This window comes from Rhodothermales bacterium (assembly GCA_034439735.1).
Classification (GTDB): domain Bacteria; phylum Bacteroidota; class Rhodothermia; order Rhodothermales; family JAHQVL01; genus JAWKNW01.
Genome location: JAWXAX010000290.1, coordinates 1 through 21339 on the forward strand (window position 1 = coordinate 1; position 21339 = coordinate 21339).

General features: G+C 62.1%; 17 protein-coding genes. 14 read left to right on the top strand and 3 right to left on the bottom strand.

The annotated features are described in order from the left end of the window. The 7 genes from SH809_20035 to SH809_20065 all read left to right on the top strand — a co-directional run. Positions 1 to 482, top strand: a 482-nt coding sequence (locus SH809_20035) for a hypothetical protein (protein ID MDZ4702011.1), incomplete at its 5' end; no start/stop codon positions are given. A 90-nt stretch (positions 483 to 572) separates the two neighbouring features. Beyond that, positions 573 to 2744 carry a VWA domain-containing protein gene (locus SH809_20040; protein ID MDZ4702012.1) on the top strand — a complete coding sequence of 724 codons (2172 nt, stop codon included), beginning with the start codon at positions 573 to 575 and terminating at the stop codon, positions 2742 to 2744. Further along, positions 2741 to 3514 (top strand): hypothetical protein, encoded by a 774-nt coding sequence (locus tag SH809_20045; GenBank protein MDZ4702013.1) that lies wholly within the window; start codon positions 2741 to 2743, stop codon positions 3512 to 3514. The genes SH809_20040 and SH809_20045 overlap by 4 nt, the downstream gene beginning before the upstream one ends. Positions 3515 to 3540: 26 nt before the next feature. Beyond that, complete coding sequence (locus SH809_20050) at positions 3541 to 4740, top strand: amidohydrolase (protein MDZ4702014.1); 1200 nt, start codon at positions 3541 to 3543, stop codon at positions 4738 to 4740. A 131-nt stretch (positions 4741 to 4871) separates the two neighbouring features. After that, complete coding sequence (locus tag SH809_20055; protein MDZ4702015.1) at positions 4872 to 7202, top strand: lamin tail domain-containing protein; 2331 nt, start codon at positions 4872 to 4874, stop codon at positions 7200 to 7202. 312 nt (positions 7203 to 7514) lie between these two features. Beyond that, a complete protein-coding gene (locus SH809_20060; GenBank protein ID MDZ4702016.1) occupies positions 7515 to 7874 on the top strand; it encodes an iron-sulfur cluster assembly accessory protein in 360 nt (119 codons plus the stop codon). A 356-nt stretch (positions 7875 to 8230) separates the two neighbouring features. After that, positions 8231 to 10798 (top strand): ATP-dependent Clp protease ATP-binding subunit, encoded by a 2568-nt coding sequence (locus tag SH809_20065; GenBank protein MDZ4702017.1) that lies wholly within the window; start codon positions 8231 to 8233, stop codon positions 10796 to 10798. Between the two features lie 61 nt (positions 10799 to 10859). On the opposite strand, the gene SH809_20070 is transcribed toward SH809_20065, so the two are convergent. Continuing rightward, the gene (locus tag SH809_20070; protein ID MDZ4702018.1) at positions 10860 to 11633 is read right to left on the bottom strand and encodes a rhomboid family intramembrane serine protease; all 774 of its coding nucleotides are present in this window, start codon (positions 11631 to 11633) and stop codon (positions 10860 to 10862) included. A gap of 117 nt (positions 11634 to 11750) precedes the next feature. On the opposite strand from SH809_20070, the gene SH809_20075 reads away from it, so the two are divergent. From SH809_20075 to purE, 5 genes are all read left to right on the top strand, one after another. Continuing rightward, a complete protein-coding gene (locus tag SH809_20075) occupies positions 11751 to 12857 on the top strand; it encodes a prephenate dehydrogenase (GenBank protein MDZ4702019.1) in 1107 nt (368 codons plus the stop codon). Between the two features lie 141 nt (positions 12858 to 12998). Further along, positions 12999 to 14114, top strand: a complete 1116-nt coding sequence (gene gcvT, locus SH809_20080) for a glycine cleavage system aminomethyltransferase GcvT (GenBank protein MDZ4702020.1) — start codon at positions 12999 to 13001, stop codon at positions 14112 to 14114. Between the two features lie 11 nt (positions 14115 to 14125). Next, positions 14126 to 16738, top strand: coding sequence for a DNA translocase FtsK (locus SH809_20085; protein MDZ4702021.1), 2613 nt, complete (start codon positions 14126 to 14128; stop codon positions 16736 to 16738). A 22-nt stretch (positions 16739 to 16760) separates the two neighbouring features. Then, on the top strand, positions 16761 to 17897 hold the full coding sequence (locus SH809_20090) for a 5-(carboxyamino)imidazole ribonucleotide synthase (protein ID MDZ4702022.1): 1137 nt from the start codon (positions 16761 to 16763) through the stop codon (positions 17895 to 17897). A 27-nt stretch (positions 17898 to 17924) separates the two neighbouring features. Beyond that, positions 17925 to 18452: a 5-(carboxyamino)imidazole ribonucleotide mutase gene (purE, locus tag SH809_20095; GenBank protein ID MDZ4702023.1), complete on the top strand. Its 528-nt coding sequence runs from the start codon at positions 17925 to 17927 to the stop codon at positions 18450 to 18452. 50 nt (positions 18453 to 18502) lie between these two features. Here the strand turns inward: purE and SH809_20100 are convergent, their stop codons facing one another. Continuing rightward, on the bottom strand, positions 18503 to 18853 hold the full coding sequence (locus SH809_20100; protein ID MDZ4702024.1) for a hypothetical protein: 351 nt from the start codon (positions 18851 to 18853) through the stop codon (positions 18503 to 18505). Positions 18854 to 19012: 159 nt separating this feature from the next. Further along, positions 19013 to 19510: a hypothetical protein gene (locus SH809_20105; GenBank protein ID MDZ4702025.1), complete on the bottom strand. Its 498-nt coding sequence runs from the start codon at positions 19508 to 19510 to the stop codon at positions 19013 to 19015. A gap of 813 nt (positions 19511 to 20323) precedes the next feature. On the opposite strand from SH809_20105, the gene SH809_20110 reads away from it, so the two are divergent. Further along, positions 20324 to 20899, top strand: coding sequence for a sigma-70 family RNA polymerase sigma factor (locus SH809_20110; GenBank protein ID MDZ4702026.1), 576 nt, complete (start codon positions 20324 to 20326; stop codon positions 20897 to 20899). A gap of 79 nt (positions 20900 to 20978) precedes the next feature. Further along, entirely contained in the window at positions 20979 to 21332 is a 354-nt protein-coding gene (locus tag SH809_20115) for a DUF971 domain-containing protein (protein MDZ4702027.1), read from the top strand. Positions 21333 to 21339: the final 7 nt, after the last annotated feature.

Sequence of the window (21339 nt, forward strand, 5' to 3'; positions counted from 1 at the left end):
CCGGTGAGGCCGGCCTCACCGGCGACACCATCCTGAAGCAATCGTTATATATCGCGGCCGGCGTGATCGCGCTCGCCGGCGGCGCCCAGCTGATGGTCAAAGCGGCCGTCACCATCGCTGAACTCTTTCACATCTCCCCCATCGTCATCGGCCTCACCGTGGTGGCCGTCGGCACCAGCCTGCCGGAACTGGCCGCCTCCGTAGCCAGCGCGCTCAAGAAAGACGCCGATATGTCGGTCGGCAATGTGCTTGGAAGCAATCTACTCAATATTCTGTTCGTTATCGGACTGGTAGCCCTCATCCAGCCGCTTCAGGTCGATGCCGACTCGATCCGGGTGCACTTCCCTATCATGCTCGGTTTTAGCCTGCTCCTACTGCCCCTCGCCTGGACCCGATTCCAGATCTCCCGTTTCGAGGGCGTGGTACTACTCCTCGGGTTTACGGGGTACATCGTGTACCTCGTGCTGCCGTATGTGCGTTGAAACGTTGTACCGTTGGGACGTTGAACGCCTACATGTTATCCACGACCCCATGAGATAAGAGTCAACGAACCCACGTTCCTGTCCGCCCACATGTCCCTGTCCTTCGGCCTTTCTCCCCTGTTGCTCATTCCCGCCCTCCTCGCGGCGATCGCACTGGCCGTGTGGGTGCACCGCAATACCGTCCCTGCCCTGGCGCCGGCCAAACGCCTCCTGCTTACCGCGTTACGCGCCGCCGCCTTACTGATCATCCTCTTTCTGCTTTTCGAACCCATCCTCGAACGCCGGCTCCAGACCGAGCGGCCTCCGGTGCTTGCGGTGCTGGTCGATAACAGCCAGAGCCTCCTCCTGACGGACATGAACGGCGACTCCCTCACCGCGAGCGCCGGCGAAGACGTCCGCGATGCCGTACGCGCCGTGCTCGGGGCCGACTATCCCGGCGAACTAAACCTCTTTCAGTTTGATGCCGACCTCCAGGAACGCCCGACGAACGGGCCGGCCGAAGCGGATTCGATTGGCTTCACGGGTGAACGCACCAACATCTCCGCCGCACTCGAGCAGGTGCGCGATGCGCTGAGCAACAAAAACCTCCAGGGCGTTTTGCTGATCTCCGACGGCCAGTACAACACGGGCCGCAACCCCATGTACCTGGCCGAACGTTTTCCGGTGCCTATCCATACCGTAGTCATCGGCGACACCACCCGCCGGCGCGACCTCCAGATCCGCAGCGTCACCACTAACGAGATCGCGTTTGTCGGCGACGATCTACCCGTGCGCGTGGGGCTAAGGACCGAAGACTTCGCCGGCGAGCGGGTGCAGGTGGCGCTCCTCGAAAACGGCGCCCTGCTCGCCAACGAGACCGTGGATCTCCCCGCCGGCACCGTCGAAATCCCCATCGACCTCAACCACATCCCCACCGAAGAAGGCTACCGCCGGCTGACCGTGACGGTGACGCGCCTGGAGGGTGAGGCGACCTATCGCAATAACAGCGAAACCGTCACCGTGCGTGTGCTTCGTAATAAACGCCAGATCCTCCTCATCGCCTCGGCCCCGGATCCCGACGTCGCCGCCATCCGGCAGTTACTCGAAACAAACGCCAACACGGAGGTCACCGCCGCCGTGCAAAAAGGCGCCGGAAGTTTCTACGGCCAGCCGGCGCTCGATAGTCTCGCCTCGTTTGATGCTATGATCCTCGTGGGGTATCCCGGCGCCCAGGCCGATCCAGCCTTCCTCCAACGCCTGTCCGACACCGCGCGCGACGGGGTCCCGGTCTTTTTTATCCTGGGCCGGCAGACCGACCTACGCCGGCTCCAGCAGGCGTTTGCCGAGACGCTCCCGCTGGAGGTGCAGGTCGTCCGATCCAACGCGGTCGAGGCCGCCTTCGTCCCGACAGCCGCCGGCCTGCAACACCCTGTACTCGAAGCTTTTGCCGCGAACCCCGACGCCTGGAAACAACTCCCCCCGCTCGTCATGAACGACTCGCGGTGGCAACCATGGCCCGATACCCGGGTCCTGGCGGTCAACGAGGTGCGCGGCGTCCGGCTGGACGATCCACTCCTCGCGATCCGGCACCGCGACGGCCACCGCTCCGCCGCCCTCCTCGCCTCGGGCATCTGGCGCTGGAAGAATGTGCCCGAAGATCTCTCCGAAGCCGGCGAAGCCTGGACACTCCTCTTCTCAAATGTCCTCCAGTGGATCACCACCCGAGAAGATGACCGCCCCGTACGCGTCGCTCCCAATGAGCAACTCTTCTCCGGCGGCGAATCCGTTACGTTCGGCGGACAGGTGTACGACGAAAGCCTGAACCCGATCGATGGAGCCGAAGTGGAACTGGACGTCATGGCCGCCGACAGCACGCGGTACCCCTATTCGATGGATGGTATCGGCAATGGACGATACGCGCTCGATATCGGCGCCCTGCCCGAGGGCAGCTACCGATACCGCGCCTTCGCGAACCGTAATGGCGCCCCCCTCGGTGAGGATCAGGGTTCGTTCGCGGTAGGGGCTCTGACCCTGGAATTCAAGGAAACGAGCGCCAATCCCTCCCTCCTGAGGCAGATCGCCGCACGATCCGGCGGGAACTTTTTAGACCCAGTAAACCTGAATAACCTGCCCGACCTCCTGCTTGAGTCCGGCCGATTTGTGTCGACCTTTACGGAGGAAAGGCAAGACGAAGAACTGAGAAGGTTGTACCTTTTTTTCGCGATCGTGGTGACCCTCCTCACGGTTGAATGGCTGATACGCAAACGTAGCGGGCTGGTATGACGGACTCGGACTCACCGCTCGAATCGAGCGCCTCGCTGCGCGGCAACACCGCGCATGTGGCCATGATCCGCGAAGCCATCTCGGTATACCGCAGTGGCCGTACCGGCATCCCTTACGATACGCTCGTCGCGTTTGCGCGCCCGGTGTTAGACCATTACGGACTCGATCTCGATCATTGCCATAACGCCGCCGTAAACGCCGCCAACGCCGGCGACATGGCCGTGCTCATCGACGTCCTCGAATCCGCCATGATCTTCTGGTCGTTTTTCTCCGCGGAAGCCGCCCGCGAAACAGCCTCCTTCGAACACCTCAAAACGAGCATGCTCGGGCCCGAGCCCGAGTTGACGGACGACCTCCGCTTCAACCTCCTCTACGACGCGATGCAACACACCTTCGTGGCGCTGGGAGGCAATACCGGCGACGTGCTGGCCTGGCAGCCTCCTCCGGGGCTGACGGAGCCCTCGCCGGCGGACTTCTTCGAGGAAAATCTCTTTTATGAAGAGGATGGCCCCGATCAGCCCGAGTCATTCGCGCTTTTTGCACACCCCCTCTACGACAACCCCGACCACCTGGCCGACCCGGACGCCCTCGAGCGGATTACCCAGCTCGCCAGCGCCTATTGGGACCTCGCGCGCCTCAGCGCCGAGGAGCAGCCCGCCGTACTCGACGGACTGCTGGACCAGTTCGCGCGCACGCTGGCCGAACGCAAGCGACTCAAACTTGAGGCGCGCCAGATGGTAAAACGATACCACGACCTGTTTCCGGGCTGACGCCCTTCGTACACACCTCATTCCGTATGGCTCTGTATCCCACGCTACTCGATTCCCCCACCACGTTCGAAGATTTTCTGGTGGCCACGCGCCGGCATCTCCACCAACACCCCGAAGTCGGCTTCCACGAGCACCAGACGTATCGCTTCATTCGCGAAACCCTCATCGCCCACGGCCTGGCCCCGGCCGGCCCACTGGCCACGACGGGGCTCTATGTGGATATCAATGGCGCGCTTCCCGGACCACACATCGGGTATCGGGCGGACATCGATGCGCTCCCGATCCAGGACGCCAAAACCCGCCCCTACGCCTCGCAAACCCCCGGTGTAGCCCACCTCTGCGGACACGACGTACACACCACGATAGCCCTCGGCATCGCGATCCGCCTGCACGAACGGCGCGACGAACTTCGCGGCGGCGTCCGTGTCTACTTCCAGCCCAACGAGGAAGGCGTTCCCTCCGGCGCTCCGGTGATGATCCGCGACGGCGTGCTCGATGGTCTCGAAGCCGCCTATGCCCTGCACGTGGACCCCACGCTGGCGTCGGGCAAGATCGGATTGATCAAAGGGGCCATGACGGCATCGTCCGTCCGCTTCCAGGTAGAAATCAAGGGCCCCAGCACGGGCCACTCCGCACGCCCTCATGAGACGAGCGACACGATCTGGATCGCCACTCAGATTCTCAATGTCTTCTACCAACTCACGGGCCGCGTCTCGGACGCTCGCGACGCGACGGTCCTCACGGCCTGCCGTATCCACGCCGGCGATGCCTACAACGTCATCCCCGACTTTATAGAATTCGGCGGCACACTGCGTTCCACCAGCATCCCCACGAGCGAACGCATCCAGCTCCAGATGCGCACCGCCGCCGAAGAGATCTGCGCCCGCCACGGCGCCACCGCCACGGTCAACTTCGACGAAGGCGTCCCGCCCGTGATCAACGACGGCCGACTCATCGACCATATCGAACGATCCATCGCCAGAACCGCCGGAGCACAGACCATTTTCCACATCCCCCGCCCCAGCATGGGCGCCGAGGACTTCGCCCACTACCAGCGCCAACTCCCCGGCGCCATGGTCCGCCTCGGCTCCTCAAGTAGCGCCGCCACCTCCTACCCCCTCCACGATTCCCACTTCGATATCGACGAATCCGTAATGCCCTTCGCGATCGACGTGCTCTCGCAAGTGCTCATCGACCACCTGAATAACGATCCGTTGGCCCGTTAAACGTCCATGCTGCCCATGCTTTAGGTTCTTCATTTTGCACTTTGCATTTTGCATTTTGCATTTCTTCACACTCCGTTTCCCCCGCACGATACGTCTAGGAGGATATACCCTCCCACGATATCTCCGCGGCGATGCGCTTCTGGACCGCTCTCGTTCTCCTCTTTTTGCCCGCCCTTCGGGCTCATGCTCAATCCTGGAGCGAGACGTTCGCCGATGGCGACCTCTCCAGCAACCCCGTCTGGTCTGGCGAGACGGCATACTGGCGTCTCACGCCGGCTGGACCGGACTGGGCGCTGGCTTCCGCCGGCCCCGAGGCGTCGGACACCCTGAGCATCGAAACCCGGTCCTCCGTGGCGTACGGGGCGTGGACCTTTACCGCCGGCTACACGGGCGGCCCGCTTAGCAACTTCAATCTCGCCCGCATCTACCTCACTTCCGAGGCGGAGGGTGCCCTGCATGAGGCGGTAGGATTTTATATCCAGATCGGCAGTAATGAGCGGGATCTGCGGCTCTACCACAACACTCCCGCCGGTCGGACACTTTTGGGCCAGAGCGCCGCCGATGTGCTGAACGCCGCAGAGGTCGAAGGTACATTGAGGGTACTCCGCCGCCCCGGAACGGGGTGGGAGGTGATGCTGGACGACAGCCTGCTTTTCACCGCCTCGGACATCCAAAATCCATCAAGCCGGCCGGCCCGTTTCGGCGTCTGGGTGAAACACACTCGGACCCGCGCCGGCGATTTCCGGTTCGACGACATCGTTGTCGAAGCCGGCGACGACGCGGACCCCGATACCACGTCTCCCCCGCCCCCCATCCCACCAGGCGCCCTGGTGATCAACGAAATCCACTTCGCGCCGTCTCCGGCTGAAAACGAGTTTGTGGAGATCCTCAACCGCTCCGACGCTCCGGTAGACCTCCGCTCCCTCTCGCTGGCGGATAATCGCGATGAGCCGGTGCCGGTGACAACCCATGAAATACGCCTCGCTCCGGGCGCCATGGCTGTATTCGTTCGCGACGCCGATGTATTCGAGGCCGCCTTTCCCGGGCGGGAGCCGTTGGCCGTGGCGAACTGGCCGTCCCTCAACAACGACGCCGACGACGTGCGCCTGCGCTCCGGATCGGCCCTGCTCGACGCCGTATCGTATCGCGCGGACTGGGGTGTAGCCGGCGCCTCCCTGGAACGTCGCGATCCGGCAGGACCATCCGATTACAGGGGCAACTGGGGCACATCGGTGGCCCCCGCCCGCGCTACTCCCGGCCAGCGCAACACGCTCTTCGCACCCGATACCGAGCCGCCCGAACTGCTCCTGGCCGAGCAGCAGTCAGAAACAACCGTGGTGATCTTCTGGGATGAGTCGCTGACCGAACAGAGTCTCTCGCCTGCCCGCTTTCGCATCGACGAGCGGCAGCCGGAGCGCGTCGAGCCGCTGGACCCCGCCACTTTGCGCCTGCATTTCGCCGCATCGATCGACGGCGAGCGGCTGCACGCCACCGACATCGGGGATCGGGCCGGCAATACACGCGTGGCGTTGGAGGCCCCCGTCGCCCTCGTTCCCTCGACCGGCGATCTGGCGATCAATGAACTCCTTTACGAGCCACGGGCAGATCCTTTCGATAGCCGCCCGGACCAGCCCGAGTACCTCGAACTCGTCAATCGATCGGGCCGATGGCTGAGCCTCCGCGGGCTCAGGTTGGTGGGCCGCGAGGACGAGCAGGGCGAGGCGGACACCCTCCGCCACGAAGCGCCTCTGCCTGTCGCGCCTCCGGGCGGATTCGCCGTGTGGTTCGCCGTGCAAGGCGGGGATCTCGCCGGCGCTTTTCCCGGGCTCCCGGATATCGAAGCCGTCGCCTGGTTGCCGGTCAACTCCGCCTCGCTCGGCCTCGGAAATGCCGGCGACCAGGTGCGCCTCGTCCACGCCGAGGGGGCGATCGACGCCGTCACCTATCGCCCCGAATGGCATCACCCTCTGCTCGCCGAGCGCCGCGGCATCGCGCTCGAACGGCGCTGGCCGGACGCCCCGGCCGACGAATCGGCGTCATGGTCCAGCTCCGTTTCTTCCGACGGTGGTACCCCTGGCCGCGCCAACTCCGTCTGGCAAGACCCCGACATCGGGCTCCCCGCCCCGGAGTCGCCCGGAAACAAGATGGCGATTCAGCCGGCGGTTTTTTCTCCAGACGGCGATGGGCGGGACGATGTTTGTCTCATACGTGTTCGGGTGGCCGAAGCGCCGGCCATCGTTCGCACCCGCATCTTCAACACCGACGGGCGGCTGATCCGTACACTCGCCGAGGCCCACTTCAGCGGGTTCGAGTATACGGCCACGTGGGACGGACGTGACGATGCCGGCGAGCGCGTACCCATCGGGCGATACATCGTGCTGGTCGATGCCTTCCTGGAGGCGCAAAAGACGAGTCGATCCTACAAAAAAACGGTCGTCGTAGCGGCCCTATTGTCGCCGTAGCAGGGCGGAGGCTGCGTGTTCACGGGCGATCTCATTCAAGAATCCACCTCGGCGACCGATACTGGGTGCGTACCATGCCGCCGGCAGTCAACGGTAGCGTGCCGTGTTCTTTGCAGTCCTGGTATTGGTAACAGAATGATGCCCGACGAAACCGCTCCTGACAGATCGGAAGGCCAACCCGGGGTGCGCGTCTCTGCCGACACCTCGGGGAACTGCCCCCCAGAGGGTTCGTTGGATCAACAGCTACCCCAGATGAGCGCCCGAAGGGCCGCTCGTATTGTACGCACAGACGCAACACGGTCAGGCTATCCCATGCATGAGACGGAAACGCTGGCGCGGCCCAACGCTCCTGTTTCGTTGAGCTCGCGCGCAGCTGACGAGATCAAGAAGATTATATCGACCAAAGAGATACCGGAAGGCTTTGGATTGCGAATCGGTGTTCGCGGCGGTGGGTGTTCCGGTATGAGTTATGTGCTTGGTTTCGACAAGCAGCGCGAGCACGACATGGCGTTTGAACACGACGACATTGTGGTATATATCGACAAACGACAGGGCTTGTACCTGTTCGGCACAACGGTGGATTACCACGATGGTTTGAGTGCACGCGGGTTTACGTTCAACAACCCGAACGCAACGACCACCTGCGGTTGTGGCTCCAGTTTTGCAGCCTGATAACCATCAGGAGCCTGCGCCACCAACTGGGCTACACTCGGGCGCCCGTGCATGCGGCGCCGCCGGCCTTGGGGCCACCGATTTGGCGAGGAACAGCCGTTGCAGGCTTCGGTTTACATACGTGACCTTTCTTGGCGATCACGCGAGATCCGGCCTGCGCCGTTCGTGTATCCTGCGTGCCGTGTCATCGAGGACGCCACGTTAAGCCCGATTAACTCGATCCCGTTGGGTAGCGGCCCTCGCAGCAACTCGTTCAGGATCCCTAAAAAAGTAACCGAGCGTTCGGCCGCCTGAAAGTCCGCCGCGCTCAGAATGTGTAAGGCATGGAAGGGAATTTCTCAAACCGCGTACGTGACGTGATTTCCTATAGCAGGGAAGAAGCGATTCGTCTCGGGCACGATTATATCGGCACCGAGCACCTGCTACTCGGCATCATCCGGGAGGGCGAAGGTATCGCGGTAAAGATTCTTCGGAACCTGGGGTGCGATCTATTCAAACTCAAAAAGGCCATCGAAGATACCGTCCGCAGCACAGGCGGCACGCTGACGGTGGGTAACATCCCGCTTACCAAACAGGCTGAAAAAGTATTAAAGATTACGTACCTGGAAGCCAAGCTCTATAAGAGCGACGTTATCGGTACGGAACACCTCCTGTTGAGCCTCTTGCGCGACGATGAAAACATCGCCGCCCAGATTCTGCAACAGGGCTTCTCGATAACTTACGATGCCGTACGCGCCGAGCTCGATTCGATCATCAGCGGCAAAGCATCGTCGTCTTCTGCTTCTGGAAGCAAATCGGGAGGCGCCCCGTCCTCTGGATACGGAAAAGAGCGAAGTAAAATGGAAAAGAGCAAAACACCTGTTCTCGACAACTTCGGTCGGGATTTGACCAAACTGGCCGAGGAAAGCAAGCTCGACCCCATTGTCGGACGTGAGCGCGAAATCGAACGCGTGGCCCAGGTTCTGAGCCGGCGTAAGAAAAACAATCCGGTGCTCATCGGCGAACCTGGCGTCGGCAAGACGGCCATCGCCGAAGGCCTGGCGATGCGCATCATCCAGCGCAAAGTCAGCCGGGTGCTCTACGACAAACGCATCGTGACGCTGGACCTGGCGGCCCTCGTGGCCGGCACCAAGTACCGCGGCCAGTTCGAGGAGCGCATGAAAGCCGTCATGAACGAGCTCGAGAAGAGCCCGGACGTGATCCTCTTCATCGACGAACTGCACACGATCGTGGGCGCCGGTGGCGCCTCGGGCAGCCTCGACGCCTCGAACATGTTCAAGCCGGCCCTCGCGCGCGGCGAGATCCAGTGCATCGGCGCCACCACGCTCGATGAATACCGCCAGTACATCGAGAAGGACGGCGCCCTCGACCGCCGCTTCCAGAAGATCATCGTCGACCCCTCCACCCCGGAGGAAACGGTTCATATCCTGCACAACATCAAGGATAAGTACGAGGAGCACCACAACGTGCGTTACTCGGACGAAGCCATCGAGCTGGCCGTGCAGCTGAGCGATCGCTACATCACCGACCGCTTCCTGCCCGATAAAGCCATCGATGTGATGGACGAGGCCGGCGCCCGCGTCCACCTCTCCAACATTCGCGTCCCGAAGGAGATGGTCGCCATCGAGGAGCAGATCGAGAAAATCCGCGAGGAGAAAAACCGGGTCGTCAAGAGCCAGCGCTTCGAAGAAGCCGCCCGCCTCCGCGACACCGAGAAAAAACTCCAGGAAGAACTCGAGGAAGCCAAACGCGAATGGGAGCGTAAGGCCGAAACGGAGGTACACGACGTCAGCAAAAAGAGCATCGCTGAAGTCGTGGCCATGATGACCGGGATTCCGGTCGACAAAATTTCCGAGCCCGAAAGCGCCAAGCTCCTCAACATGGAGGAGGAACTCAAGGCCCGCGTGATCGGGCAGGACGAACCGGTCACCAAGCTCTCCCGCGCCATCCGCCGTACCCGTGCCGGACTCAAGGATCCCAAACGACCCATCGGCTCGTTTATCTTCCTGGGCCCTACCGGCGTCGGCAAAACCGAGCTCGCCAAGGTGCTGACCGAGTACCTGTTCGACTCGCAGGACGCGCTCATCCGCATCGACATGAGCGAGTACATGGAGAAGTTCTCCGTGAGCCGGCTCGTCGGGGCGCCTCCGGGATACGTCGGTTACGAGGAAGGCGGCCAGCTCACCGAAAAGGTGCGCCGCAAGCCCTACTCGGTCGTCCTCCTCGACGAAATCGAGAAGGCCCATCCGGACGTGTTCAACATCCTGCTCCAGGTCCTCGACGACGGCATCCTCACCGACGGCCTCGGCCGGCGGGTAGACTTTCGGAACACGATCATCATCATGACCTCGAACATCGGGGCGCGGGATATCAAGAACCTGGGCAAGGGCATCGGCTTCTCCGCGGCAGACGCCGGCTCCGAGTACAACTATTCCGCCCTCAAGAGCACGGTCGAAGACGCCCTCAAAAAGGTCTTCAACCCCGAGTTCTTGAACCGAATCGACGATGTCATCGTCTTCCACCCGCTCGAAAAGCACCACATCCACCGGATCATCGATCTGATGGCGAACGACCTCTTCGGTCGCGCCCGGAATGTGGGTATCGAGGTGGTCCTGGAGCGCTCCGCGATGGACTTCATGGCCGACAAGGGCTACGACGCCAAGTTCGGCGCCCGTCCGCTCCGTCGCTCGCTCCAGAAGTACGTCGAAGACCCGATGGCCGAGGCTATCCTGGGCAATAACCTAGCGGCCGGCGACAAGATTTTGATCTCGTACGACGCCGAGAAGGACCCTAACGGCCTGGTCTTCGAAACCACCAAGGGACAAAAGCCCAAGGAAACGCGCACGACAAAGAAAGGCACCAAGGGGTCGAAGGACGAAAACCCCGAAGAGTCCCCTTCGAAAGCCGAGGAAAGCGCCGAGTAGGGCCCCGATACTTCGTTGCCCGAGATCGCCTGCGATCTCACATCGTCGAAACGTGCCACGATCACCAGATCCGGCGCGATCGCGCGTACGACGGGTGACGAGCGAACGGATCCCGCGGCTCTTCCCGAATCAGGAAGCGCATGACGAGGGCCAGCACCACGCCGGCCCCGAATCCGCCAATATGAGCGCCGTAGGCTATCCCGCCTGCGGCGCTTTCGTTTGCCAGCGCCCCCCAGCCGCTGATGAGTTGCATCAGGATCCACAATCCGATCGCCAGCACCGCCGGCACCGACACGACGGAGTAGAAAAACAACGCGTGGACCTTGTTGCGGGGAAAGAGGATCAAATACGCCCCCAGGACACCCGAGATGGCCCCGGAAGCCCCCAGATTGGGCACCACACTCGTGGGATCGAGCAGGATCTGCGCGCCGGTCGCGGCGATGCCGCTGACGAGGTAAAAAATTAGAAACGGGAGCGCTCCGAACCGGTGCTCCACATTGTCTCCAAAGATCCACAAATACAGCAGATTGCCGCCGATGTGCCCCAGGCCCCCGTGCATGAACATGGCGCTCAGGAGAGTGAAAAAGATCGGAACCGGCCCCGGCGCCTGCGGGATCACCGCCGATTCCGCACCGGCCCGTATCGTCTGAGGCTCGGTCAGGTCCGTCCCGGTGATAATCTCATACGGGATCACGCTGTAGCCATAGGTAAAGGCTTCGTTTGTCCCGCACCCCTGCAAAAAGACAAATACAGCGACGTTGGCCGCGATGAGAATAAGGCTGACCCAGGCCGGCCTGCGGATGGCCCCGTTGTCGTCTCCGATTGGGAATAACATACGTTCCTTTCGTTTTCCCGCCCCCTTCACACAGAAGCCTTGCGACTCGTCGCCGTTCGTGCGTTCCTTTCGGCGCACGCAACCAGTAGAGGGACGGCCCGGGCTCAGTGTACGGACATGATCCATAAAATTGCAATTTTGGGGCTTGGGCTCATCGGCGGCTCGCTGGGCCTCGCTCTGCGAAAACACCGGAACGATCTCCACCTGACCGGCTACGATGCGCCCGCCGTGTGCGAGGAAGCCCTGCGCCGGCAGGTCGTGGACGCCGTTGCGAGTACCCCGGAGGCCGCCGTTTCCGAAGCCGACCTGATTGTCCTCGCCACCCCCCTGACGCCCATGCTCGGGCTGTTCGACGCGATTGCGCCGGCCCTGCGCCCCGGCGCCCTGGTCACGGATGTCGGCTCGGTCAAACGGCCGATCATGGCGCACGCCCTCCATGCATTAAGTCCCAAGAATCGCTTCATCGGCGGGCACCCGATGGCGGGGTCCGAGAAAAATGGCGTCGCCCACGCCGATGCGTTCCTGTTCGAAAACGCCACCTATGTCCTCTGCCCCCCCGAGGGTGTTGACGAAGCGGACCTGCAGCGCGAACATCCGGACTTCCTCGCCATCCTCGGCGCCACCGGCGCCCGGATCCTGGTCATGGAGGCCGACCGCCATGACCGCATCGCCGCCGCCGTCAGCCATCTGCCCCAGCTTCTATCCGTAACGCTGATGAACTTCGTCGGCGACCTACACGACGATGATGGGGGCTTCCTGAGGCTGGCTGCCGGCGGATTCCGCGACATGACGCGGATCGCCTCGTCGTCGTTCGATATGTGGCGGGACATTCTCGTCGCCAATGAAGGCCCCATCCTCGATGTGCTGGGTGGATTTGCCACCGCCCTGCAAAAAACGCGCAACCGCGTGTTCAGCGAGGATATGAATGCCATGCGCCAGGCCTTCACCGATTCCCGCGCCCGCCGGGATATGATTCCAAAGACGAGCAAAGGCTTCTTGCATCCTCTGGCCGACGTTTACGTCTATGCCGAGGACAAGCCGGGCTTTTTATTCCAATTGACCCGGGTTTTACACGAAGCTCAGGTCAACATCAAGGACCTCGAGCTCCTCAAAATCCGCGAAGGTATCGAGGGCGTGTTTCGCATCGGATTTGCCGATCAGGCGACCGCCGAGATCGCCATCGCCGCCCTCTCCGGCGCCGGGTATACGTCGTTCCAGATGTAAATGAATTGCCGGCTATATATCCTTAGGGATCAACGAGTTAATCATTCAGGGCATTGATTATCGCGGTGCAGCTATGTATCATGCATGTTTGCGTGCTCCCCGCGTGCCGAAACGTTTGTCCGGGCATAGCCGCCCCATGTAATGCAAACAGAACAACTTCGTACCACTCCGCTCCATGGCGAGCACGTAGCGCTCGGCGCCCGCATGATGCCGTTCGGTGGCTTCGATATGCCCGTGCAATACAGCGGCATTATCGACGAGCATATGGCGGTTCGGCGGGCCGCGGGCCTGTTTGACGTGAGCCACATGGGTGAGGTGATGGTTACCGGGGCGCAGGCGACGGCGTTTGTTCAACACCTCGTCACCAACGACGCGAGCAAGCTTTACGATGGCCGCGCCATGTACGCCGCCATGTGCCAGCCCGATGGCGGTATCGTGGACGATCTGATCGTGTACCGTTTCAGCGAAACGCGCTACATGCTGGTCATCAACGCCTCGAATGTCGAAACCGATTTCGCGTGGATGGCCGATCACAACCCGATGGGTGCGGCGCTGGAAAACGTATCGGACCGGATGGCGCTGCTGGCGATCCAGGGGCCGGCCGCCACGGGAATCGTCCGCCGAGTCATGACGGGCGCCCTGCCCGAGATCGCATATTACCACGCCGCCGAAGTTGCGCCGGCAGACTTTCTGGGCATGAAGGACATCATCCTCTCCCACACCGGCTACACCGGCGAGCCCGGCCTGGAAATCTACTGCCGCAACGAGGACGCCGTTGCCCTCTGGCGCGCCCTGCTTCAGGAGGGCCAGGCCGACGGCCTGAAACCCGCCGGCCTCGGCGCCCGGGATACCCTGCGGCTCGAATCCGGCTTTTGTCTTTACGGGAATGATATCGACGCCACGACCACGCCGCTGGAAGCCGGCCTGGGCTGGATCACCAAGCTGGACAAGCCCGATTTCGTCGGCGCGGAGGCGCTGCGGCGTCAGAAGGCCGCCGGCGTTCCCCGCCGGCTGATTGGCTTTGTGATGGAGGAACGGAGCGTACCGCGGCACGGTTACCCTGTGTTGAACGACCAGGGCGTCGAGATCGGGATTGTCACCAGCGGTACACAATCGCCCGTACTGGGCACCGGCGTGGGTCTGGGTTATGTCGTCAACGACCCGGCGTACACGGCGCCCGGGGCCGTCCTGGCTGTACTGGTGCGTGACAAACCGCGCCGCGCCGTCGTAAAGAAACCCCCGTTCCATAAACACTGATCTGGTTCGGTATGGCCGCAGGAAGTAAGGCAAAACGTGCATCGTCACGCGGCGCGTCGGCTCCCATCATAGCCTACGAGCGCAAGCAGGAAGTACTCGGTCTCATCATGATGGCGATCGCGTTTCTGGTATTCCTCGCGCTCGCCTCATACAACGAGGCCGACAACGGCCTGGTGGCCGGCGGCCGGCTCTCCGATGCCATCGCCACCCACAACCGGGCGACGAACTCGCTCGGCCTGGTCGGCGCCGCGTTGGCGTATGCGCTCATCCCGAACTTCCTGGGCTACCCGGTCATGGTGTGGACCCTGCTGCTTTTTTCGTGGGGATACCTCTTCTTCCGCGCCCGGCCGTCGCTCTACCTGCCCATGTACACCACCCTCGGCATGCTCGGGACGTTTGAGATGGCGACTTTTTTTGGGTGGCTGGGCGTGCGGACGGGCATTAACACCGTCCACTTCAGCGGTGCGGTGGGCATTGGCATTGCCGACTGGCTCATCCGGGTATTTGGCGCCACAGGCAGTTTCTTCTTGATGACCGTCCTGACCATGATCACCGCGATGCTTATCGTCGACCGCGATCTGCAGCGTTCGATGGACCGTCTGGAAGAAGGCATCGTCTTTATGTTTAATGCCATCAAAGGGGGCTTCATGGCCATCAAGCGGGAGGTCGTGGATAACCGGCCCGCGCGCATCGATCGGCTCAAACGAGAGCGCCTGACCATGCTCGAAGAAGACGCGATTCTCGCGGAGGCCGACGTGCCCCCGCGGCGCGCCGTCGCGGAGATGGGCAACGTAGCCGGCGTACACACCTACCGCGCGCCGGTGGAAGAGCCCGAACCGGATATGGATGATGACGAGGATGGGCTCCTGACGCTGCCACAGACGCCCCCCCCGGCTTCCCATGGCTCGACGCGTCCGTCCGACGCGGGCGCACCCAGGCTGAACGACCTGTTTTCGTTCCAGGGGAGCGACATTCCGCCGCCCCCGCCGCCCAGCGTGGCCGATTTCCAGCGGGCGTTTGATACGGCGCCTGCCCGCAGCGCGGCGGACGACCTGTCGCTCACCGTCCAGCAGCCCATCCACGAGGAAAAGGCCGACCAGATCAAGGCCGCGCTCCAGGCCCAGTCCGAACAGTTCCAGTACCGCTTCCGCTTCCCCTCCGTGGAATTGCTGGATAAGTCGGACGACTCGATCGCTATCGACCGCGCCGAGCTGGAGGAGAACAAGCAGATCCTGCTCGACAAGCTGGCGACGTATAATATCCAGATCACCGACATCAAGGCGATCGTCGGGCCCACGATCACGATGTACGAGTTGACGCCGGCGCCCGGAGTCAAGATCAGTAAGATCACGGCGCTCGAAAACGACCTTGCGATGGCCATGGCCGCGCGTGGCATCCGGATGATCGCCCCGATCCCGGGGAAATCCGCCATCGGCGTCGAAATTCCTAACCGACACCGCGAACTCGTCCGCCTCCGCGACCTCATCGCCACCAAGCGCTTTAGCGAGGCGAAGATGCGCCTCCCCTTCCCGATCGGCAAAACGATCGAAGGCCAGGTGTACATCCAGGACATTGCTTCGATGCCGCACCTGCTGATCGCCGGCGCCACGGGCGCGGGCAAGTCGGTCTGCCTCAACACGCTCATCACAGGGCTCCTGTACGCCTGCCATCCGAACGATCTCAAGTTCGTGATGATCGATCCCAAAAAGATTGAATTGCAGCAATACGGGCGGATCGTGGACCACTACATCGCGATGCCGGCCAATTACGAGATGCCGATCATCACGGATGTGAGTCAGGCGCTCGGCGTCCTCCGGAGCTGCGAGCGGGAGATGGAACACCGCTATAACCTGCTCCAAAAGGCGATGGTGCGGGGGTTGTACGAGTACAATGAGAAATTCCGCGCCGGCGAGCTGGACGCCAACGTCGCCCATCGGCACCTGCCGTACATCGTGGTCGTGGTCGACGAGTTGGCTGACCTGATGCTCACGGCCGGCAAGGAAATCGAAGGACCGATCGCTCGCCTCGCCCAGATGTCCCGCGCCGTCGGCATCCACCTGGTGCTGGCTACTCAGCGTCCATCGGTCGACGTCATCACGGGTCTCATCAAAGCCAACTTCCCTGCACGTATCGCCTTCCAGGTCGCCTCCAAGATCGACTCCCGCACCATCCTGGACGCCAACGGCGCCGAAGGGCTCGTAGGCAACGGGGACCTGCTCTTTATGAAGGGCAGTCAGATGATCCGCCTCCAGGGACCGTACGTTTCGGTTGAAGAGGTCGATTACATCACCGAGTTCATCGCGACGCAGCAAGGGCCCGGCCCGTATCAGTTGCCCTCCATCGAGGACTCGCCAGAACTCGAGGTCGTGGGTGGAAACGGAGGCGGGTCGGCGGAAGACTTCGACGACCTGTTCCGTGAGGCGGCCCGTATCATCGTGCAGAGCCAGCAAGGTTCGGTGTCGCTGCTGCAGCGCAAGCTGTCGATCGGCTATACCCGTTCCGCGCGCATCGTAGACCAGCTTGAGCGCGCCGGCATCGTGGGTCCGTTCGAGGGCTCAAAAGCCCGCCAGGTCCTGGTGACCGATGAGGCCGATCTCGAGGAAATCCTGGCGAACCGGTCCTGACGCTCCGAAACTAACGCTCTGCATGTCGACTTCGCGTTTCCCACGCATCGGTATCCTCGGTGGGGGCCAGCTGGGCCGAATGCTCGCCCTCGCCGGCATCCGGATGGGGCTTCACATCCGATTTCTCTCCCCCGAGCCTTCCTCGTCGATGGACGGATTGGGGGAAGCGATCGTTGGCGACTGGCTCGACCCCGCGGTGCTGCGCAAATTCGCGGCCGGCTGTGATGTCATCACCGTGGAAAGCGAATGGGCGCCTCTGGAGCGATTAATCGATCTCGCGCCCCCCAAGACGCTGTGGCCTTCTCCCGAAACGCTCCACCTCGTGCGCGACAAAGGCCTCCAGAAACGCACCTTGACCGCCGCCGGCCTACCGACGCCGGCGTTTGCCTGTTGCGCCACCGTCGACGACGCCCTCGCCGCGGCCCGGTCGTTCGGCTTCCCCATGCTCCTAAAACGGTACCGTGGGTCGTACGACGGCTACGGCAACGCCACCATTCGCTCGGAGGATGACCTGCGCGCGGCCTGGCCCAGGCTGGCGGAATGGGATGGGCTGCTGGTGGAGGCCTGGGCGCCGTTTGTGCGCGAACTCTCCGTGCTGGTCGCCCGCCGACCCGACGGACAGCGTGTCGTCTATCCCGTCGCCTATACCGAGCAGCACGATCACCGATGCCATGCCGTAGTCGTTCCGGCGCCGATCGATTCCCGGGTTGCGACCGAAGCCCAGCGTATCGCCGTGGACGCGGTAGAAGCGTTTGGTGGGGTGGGACTCACGGCGGTGGAACTCTTCGAACTTGAAGACGGCGCTATCCTCATCAACGAGATGGCCCCCCGCCCGCATAATACAGGGCATTACTCGATTGACGCGAGCCAGACGTCGCAATTCGAAAACCACCTGCGCGCCATACTGGACTGGCCCCTCGGGGATCCGTCGCTTCGCGCGCCGGTGGCCGTCATGGTCAACATCCTCGGCCATCGAAGCGGCTCCGCTTCAACCGACGGGCTGAAGGAGGCGCTCTGTGTCGAAGGCGCGGCCATACACCTGTACGGCAAAGAAGATGTGAAGCCCCGGCGCAAGATGGGTCACGTGACGACTACAGGCACGTTGGCCGTCGAGACGCGCGCGCGCGCCGAGCGTGCGGCGGCCCTCATCACGCTGTAACGTACTGTCCAGTAAACACACCTCCTTATGAACCTCCCCTCCTCCCCGATCGTCAGCATCGCCATGGGCAGCGAATCGGATCTCCCGGTTATGGAAGCCGCCGCCGAAACGCTCGCCAGCTTTGGCGTCCTGTTCGAAATGCGTGTATTGTCTGCGCATCGCACGCCGGCGGTCATGACCGAATATGCACGGACGGCGCACGAGCGAGGTCTCAAGGTGATCATCGCCGGCGCCGGCGGAGCCGCACATCTGCCTGGCATGCTTGCCGCCTCGACGCCGCTCCCGGTGATCGGGGTGCCCGTACCGACCCGCCACCTCCAGGGCCTCGATAGCCTGCTTTCGATCGTCCAGATGCCCGGAGGCGTCCCGGTGGCGACCGTAGCCATCGGCGGCGCTCGAAATGCCGGGTTACTCGCCGTCCAGATCCTCGCCACGTCCGACCGTGCGCTGCTGGAGAAATACATCACCCACAAGCGTCACCTCATCGAACTCGTCGAGCAGATGGATGCGTCGACCCGAATACGCGGCGCCGAACTTCAAGCGCCAAAGGGCTGAACGCGTTCCGCTGCTCTTCGGTGGCCGCCGCGATCAGGGCAACCATCACTTTAAAGGCGTCTCCCAACTGACCCCATTCGTCCTTTCGCTTGCGCTGGAACGGCGCCCTGGTGTCGCCACCGGCCATCTTCCGGGCCGCGTCGCGCAAGGCATTGATGGTGCGCGTAATCGATCCAGCGCACATCCTGGATCTCGAGTGGCTTATAGGCAATGAATACCCTTTCCCCCCGGTACCCCTCGATGGTCAGCGTATGGCTATCGCCGGCGAGGGCGCTTCGCACGCTTTCCGTCTGGATCTCCTGAAACAGAATGGACGTCTCGGAGGCCATGATATTAGCGATCGCTCCGGCATCGTGCCCCTGCGACCGCAGATCCTCGTAGTAGGCTTCGGTGTCATCCACCAAGCCGCGCGCTACGCTCCCCGCATCCGCAGATCGTCGCCAACGAGGTACGTCTCGCCCGTTTGTCCGAGACCATCGGCTACCCAGCTATTCCGCCCCGTCATGACGGGATGGATGCGGTCGATGGGCATAAGGAGACTTAGATACGGGAGTAGCGCTTTACTCGACGAGTCCAAAGTGCGTTCGCACGGCCTCGTAATCACTCAGGTCCACGTTGGCGGCGCGAACAAAACCAAGGTCGGCGAGGATGACGACTTTGATGACCCGGTCGGGCTGGGCTTCAAGCGGAGCGGCGGGGGTAGACGCTTCGTAAAAGACCTCGACGATGCCGTCGTCATAACCATAGCCGAGCGTGATGGTGTAGTCCACCGCGGGAAGGTCCGGCGATTCTTCAGCGAACGTAAACGGCATCGCCGTCCAGGTGCCCTGCTCTCGGAAATACGCGAGGACGGCGCCATGCTCTACGACGGCCGGCGTGACGCTCTGCACCGCATACTGAGCGGAGGCAACATCGCCATTGATCGAGGCGTCGTCCATGGAGAAAACGAATTCGGCGGTTCGGATGCCGGTGCCTTCATCATCGTCGGAATCGACAAAACATCCGGCGGTCAGGCTGCTCAGCACAAAGAGGGCGGTCGCATACAGGCGCATTTTCATAACAATCCTCGCGTCATTGGGTCGGTGATCGTTCTATGGTTGCCGGGGGCAGGCCGTGTGATTCGATTCTATTCGGCGCTTTTGCAAAGCCCACGCCGGGGGCGGGTACAACCACGGCTACCGATTCGGCACGGTGGGGTTGCCCCCCGAAAAACACATTCCTGGAGCGATTTAAAGGTTTTGATGCGCTTCCTGCGTCGATGGGCGTCGCGCATCGACTCGTCCCGAGAAGCGAAACGATGTAGTCCTTTGTGGACACCTTGTCTGCGAACTTCGGTCAGTGGAAAGCCGCAATGGGGAACGCTGTAGGCAAAAGCCCGTACACAAAATTGCGCGATTTCACCGTTGAACAGAACGCTTCGCGCGTCCTATACTGCCTATGATCCGCGACAGAGACCGCGATAGCCCTTCTGCCACGCTTTCCCCGGCATTGTCTCCGTCGCATCCGCAGCGCCGTATCGCTGCTTTATTCTCGTCCTGTGCGAGAAGCTCGGCCCGGCCGGCCGGTTCATCGAAAACGCTCGATGCGTCGGCGGACCGATAGATTCTCTTCGGTGCTCCTATCGTGATAACATCATCATAAATTCAACGATTAAACGTAATAATACGGCTAATAATCCGACACACGGTAAGATTATTCCGTATTTTAAGAGACTGCGCAAACAACTGAATTTGAGCCTCCGAAGAGGGTTTAGCCGCGCTAAATCCTACCTCATAGATTGATTCGAGACGTCAATGCTGGATACACCCCAGACGATCAAACATCGTTACGCACCGAGCCTTACTTCAGACCGGTACCACACACTCTTACAGATGAGTGATGAGGATCTTATGGAGCAGTTCCAGATGGGAACGGTCGAGGCCTTTAACATTCTTGTCGATAAGTACTCCGAGCGGCTCACCCACTACCTGTACGGGTTCCTTGGGGATTCGAAGCGGTGTGAAGACCTGCTGCAGGAGACCTTTCTGCGGGTTTACCGAAATCGGCACTCGTACCAGCGCATCGCCAAGTTTTCGACCTGGCTCTACACGATCGCCGGCAACCTGGCGCGCTCCGAATACCGGAAGCGCAAGCGTCGCCGGATGTACTCGCTGCAGTCGGTGAATCGGGATAATGAGGAGTATGAACTCCAGTTGCCGGACGACTCTTTCCGGCCGGACAATCACGCGGAGAGCACGATCCAGGACAAATACATCCAGGATGCGCTCAACGAGATCCCGGAGTCGTTCCGGGAAGTGGTCGTCCTGCGGGACGTCCAGCAGCTCGCCTACGAGGAGATTGCTGAAATCACCGGGCTGCCGATGGGCACCGTCAAGAGCCGCATCAACCGGGGCCGTTCGAAGCTCCAGGTGTTGCTGAAAGACGTGTACACGACGGAAGAAGTGTAGTTCTACGATGTTGCTTGCCCTGTAGCCCCGGCCTGTCATGCAGTGCCGGGGCTTTTTTTATCCTACCCCCCTTCCCGCCATGCCTGCATCCTACGCACCTCGCCAGATCGTGCTCGACGCCGGCGAGCAGTCCCTCCTCATCACCTGGGCCGACGGCCACGTCAGCGCCTATCCGCTCGACGCCCTCCGCCGCGCCTGTCCGTGTGCCTCATGTGTGGGCAGCCATGAGCAAATGGGGCAAATTCCCGAACGGGAGCTCTTTCTCCTTCCCTCGCTCATGCGCTGGGAACAGGTCCGCCTCGAGCCTGTCGGCGGGTACGGGCTACGCTTCGTGTGGGACGATGGACACGATGCCGGCATCCACACCTGGGAGCGCCTCCGGATCCTCTGCCCCTGCGCGGCCTGCGCGCCTACGTACGGTGTAAAAGGGTAAGCCCGTC

What these genes read in the sequence shown, in the direction of transcription:
- SH809_20105 (MDZ4702025.1), bottom strand. Translation starts at nt 19,510, where the DNA reads ATGAAAATGCGCCTGTATGCGACCGCCCTCTTTGTGCTGAGCAGCCTG.
- SH809_20075 (MDZ4702019.1), top strand. Translation starts at nt 11,751, where the DNA reads ATGATCCATAAAATTGCAATTTTGGGGCTTGGGCTCATCGGCGGCTCG.
- SH809_20045 (MDZ4702013.1), top strand. Translation starts at nt 2,741, where the DNA reads ATGACGGACTCGGACTCACCGCTCGAATCGAGCGCCTCGCTGCGCGGC.
- SH809_20115 (MDZ4702027.1), top strand. Translation starts at nt 20,979, where the DNA reads ATGCCTGCATCCTACGCACCTCGCCAGATCGTGCTCGACGCCGGCGAG.
- SH809_20090 (MDZ4702022.1), top strand. Translation starts at nt 16,761, where the DNA reads ATGTCGACTTCGCGTTTCCCACGCATCGGTATCCTCGGTGGGGGCCAG.
- SH809_20110 (MDZ4702026.1), top strand. Translation starts at nt 20,324, where the DNA reads ATGAGTGATGAGGATCTTATGGAGCAGTTCCAGATGGGAACGGTCGAG.
- SH809_20085 (MDZ4702021.1), top strand. Translation starts at nt 14,126, where the DNA reads ATGGCCGCAGGAAGTAAGGCAAAACGTGCATCGTCACGCGGCGCGTCG.
- SH809_20070 (MDZ4702018.1), bottom strand. Translation starts at nt 11,633, where the DNA reads ATGTTATTCCCAATCGGAGACGACAACGGGGCCATCCGCAGGCCGGCC.
- purE (MDZ4702023.1), top strand. Translation starts at nt 17,925, where the DNA reads ATGAACCTCCCCTCCTCCCCGATCGTCAGCATCGCCATGGGCAGCGAA.
- SH809_20060 (MDZ4702016.1), top strand. Translation starts at nt 7,515, where the DNA reads ATGCATGAGACGGAAACGCTGGCGCGGCCCAACGCTCCTGTTTCGTTG.
- gcvT (MDZ4702020.1), top strand. Translation starts at nt 12,999, where the DNA reads ATGCAAACAGAACAACTTCGTACCACTCCGCTCCATGGCGAGCACGTA.
- SH809_20055 (MDZ4702015.1), top strand. Translation starts at nt 4,872, where the DNA reads ATGCGCTTCTGGACCGCTCTCGTTCTCCTCTTTTTGCCCGCCCTTCGG.
- SH809_20050 (MDZ4702014.1), top strand. Translation starts at nt 3,541, where the DNA reads ATGGCTCTGTATCCCACGCTACTCGATTCCCCCACCACGTTCGAAGAT.
- SH809_20040 (MDZ4702012.1), top strand. Translation starts at nt 573, where the DNA reads ATGTCCCTGTCCTTCGGCCTTTCTCCCCTGTTGCTCATTCCCGCCCTC.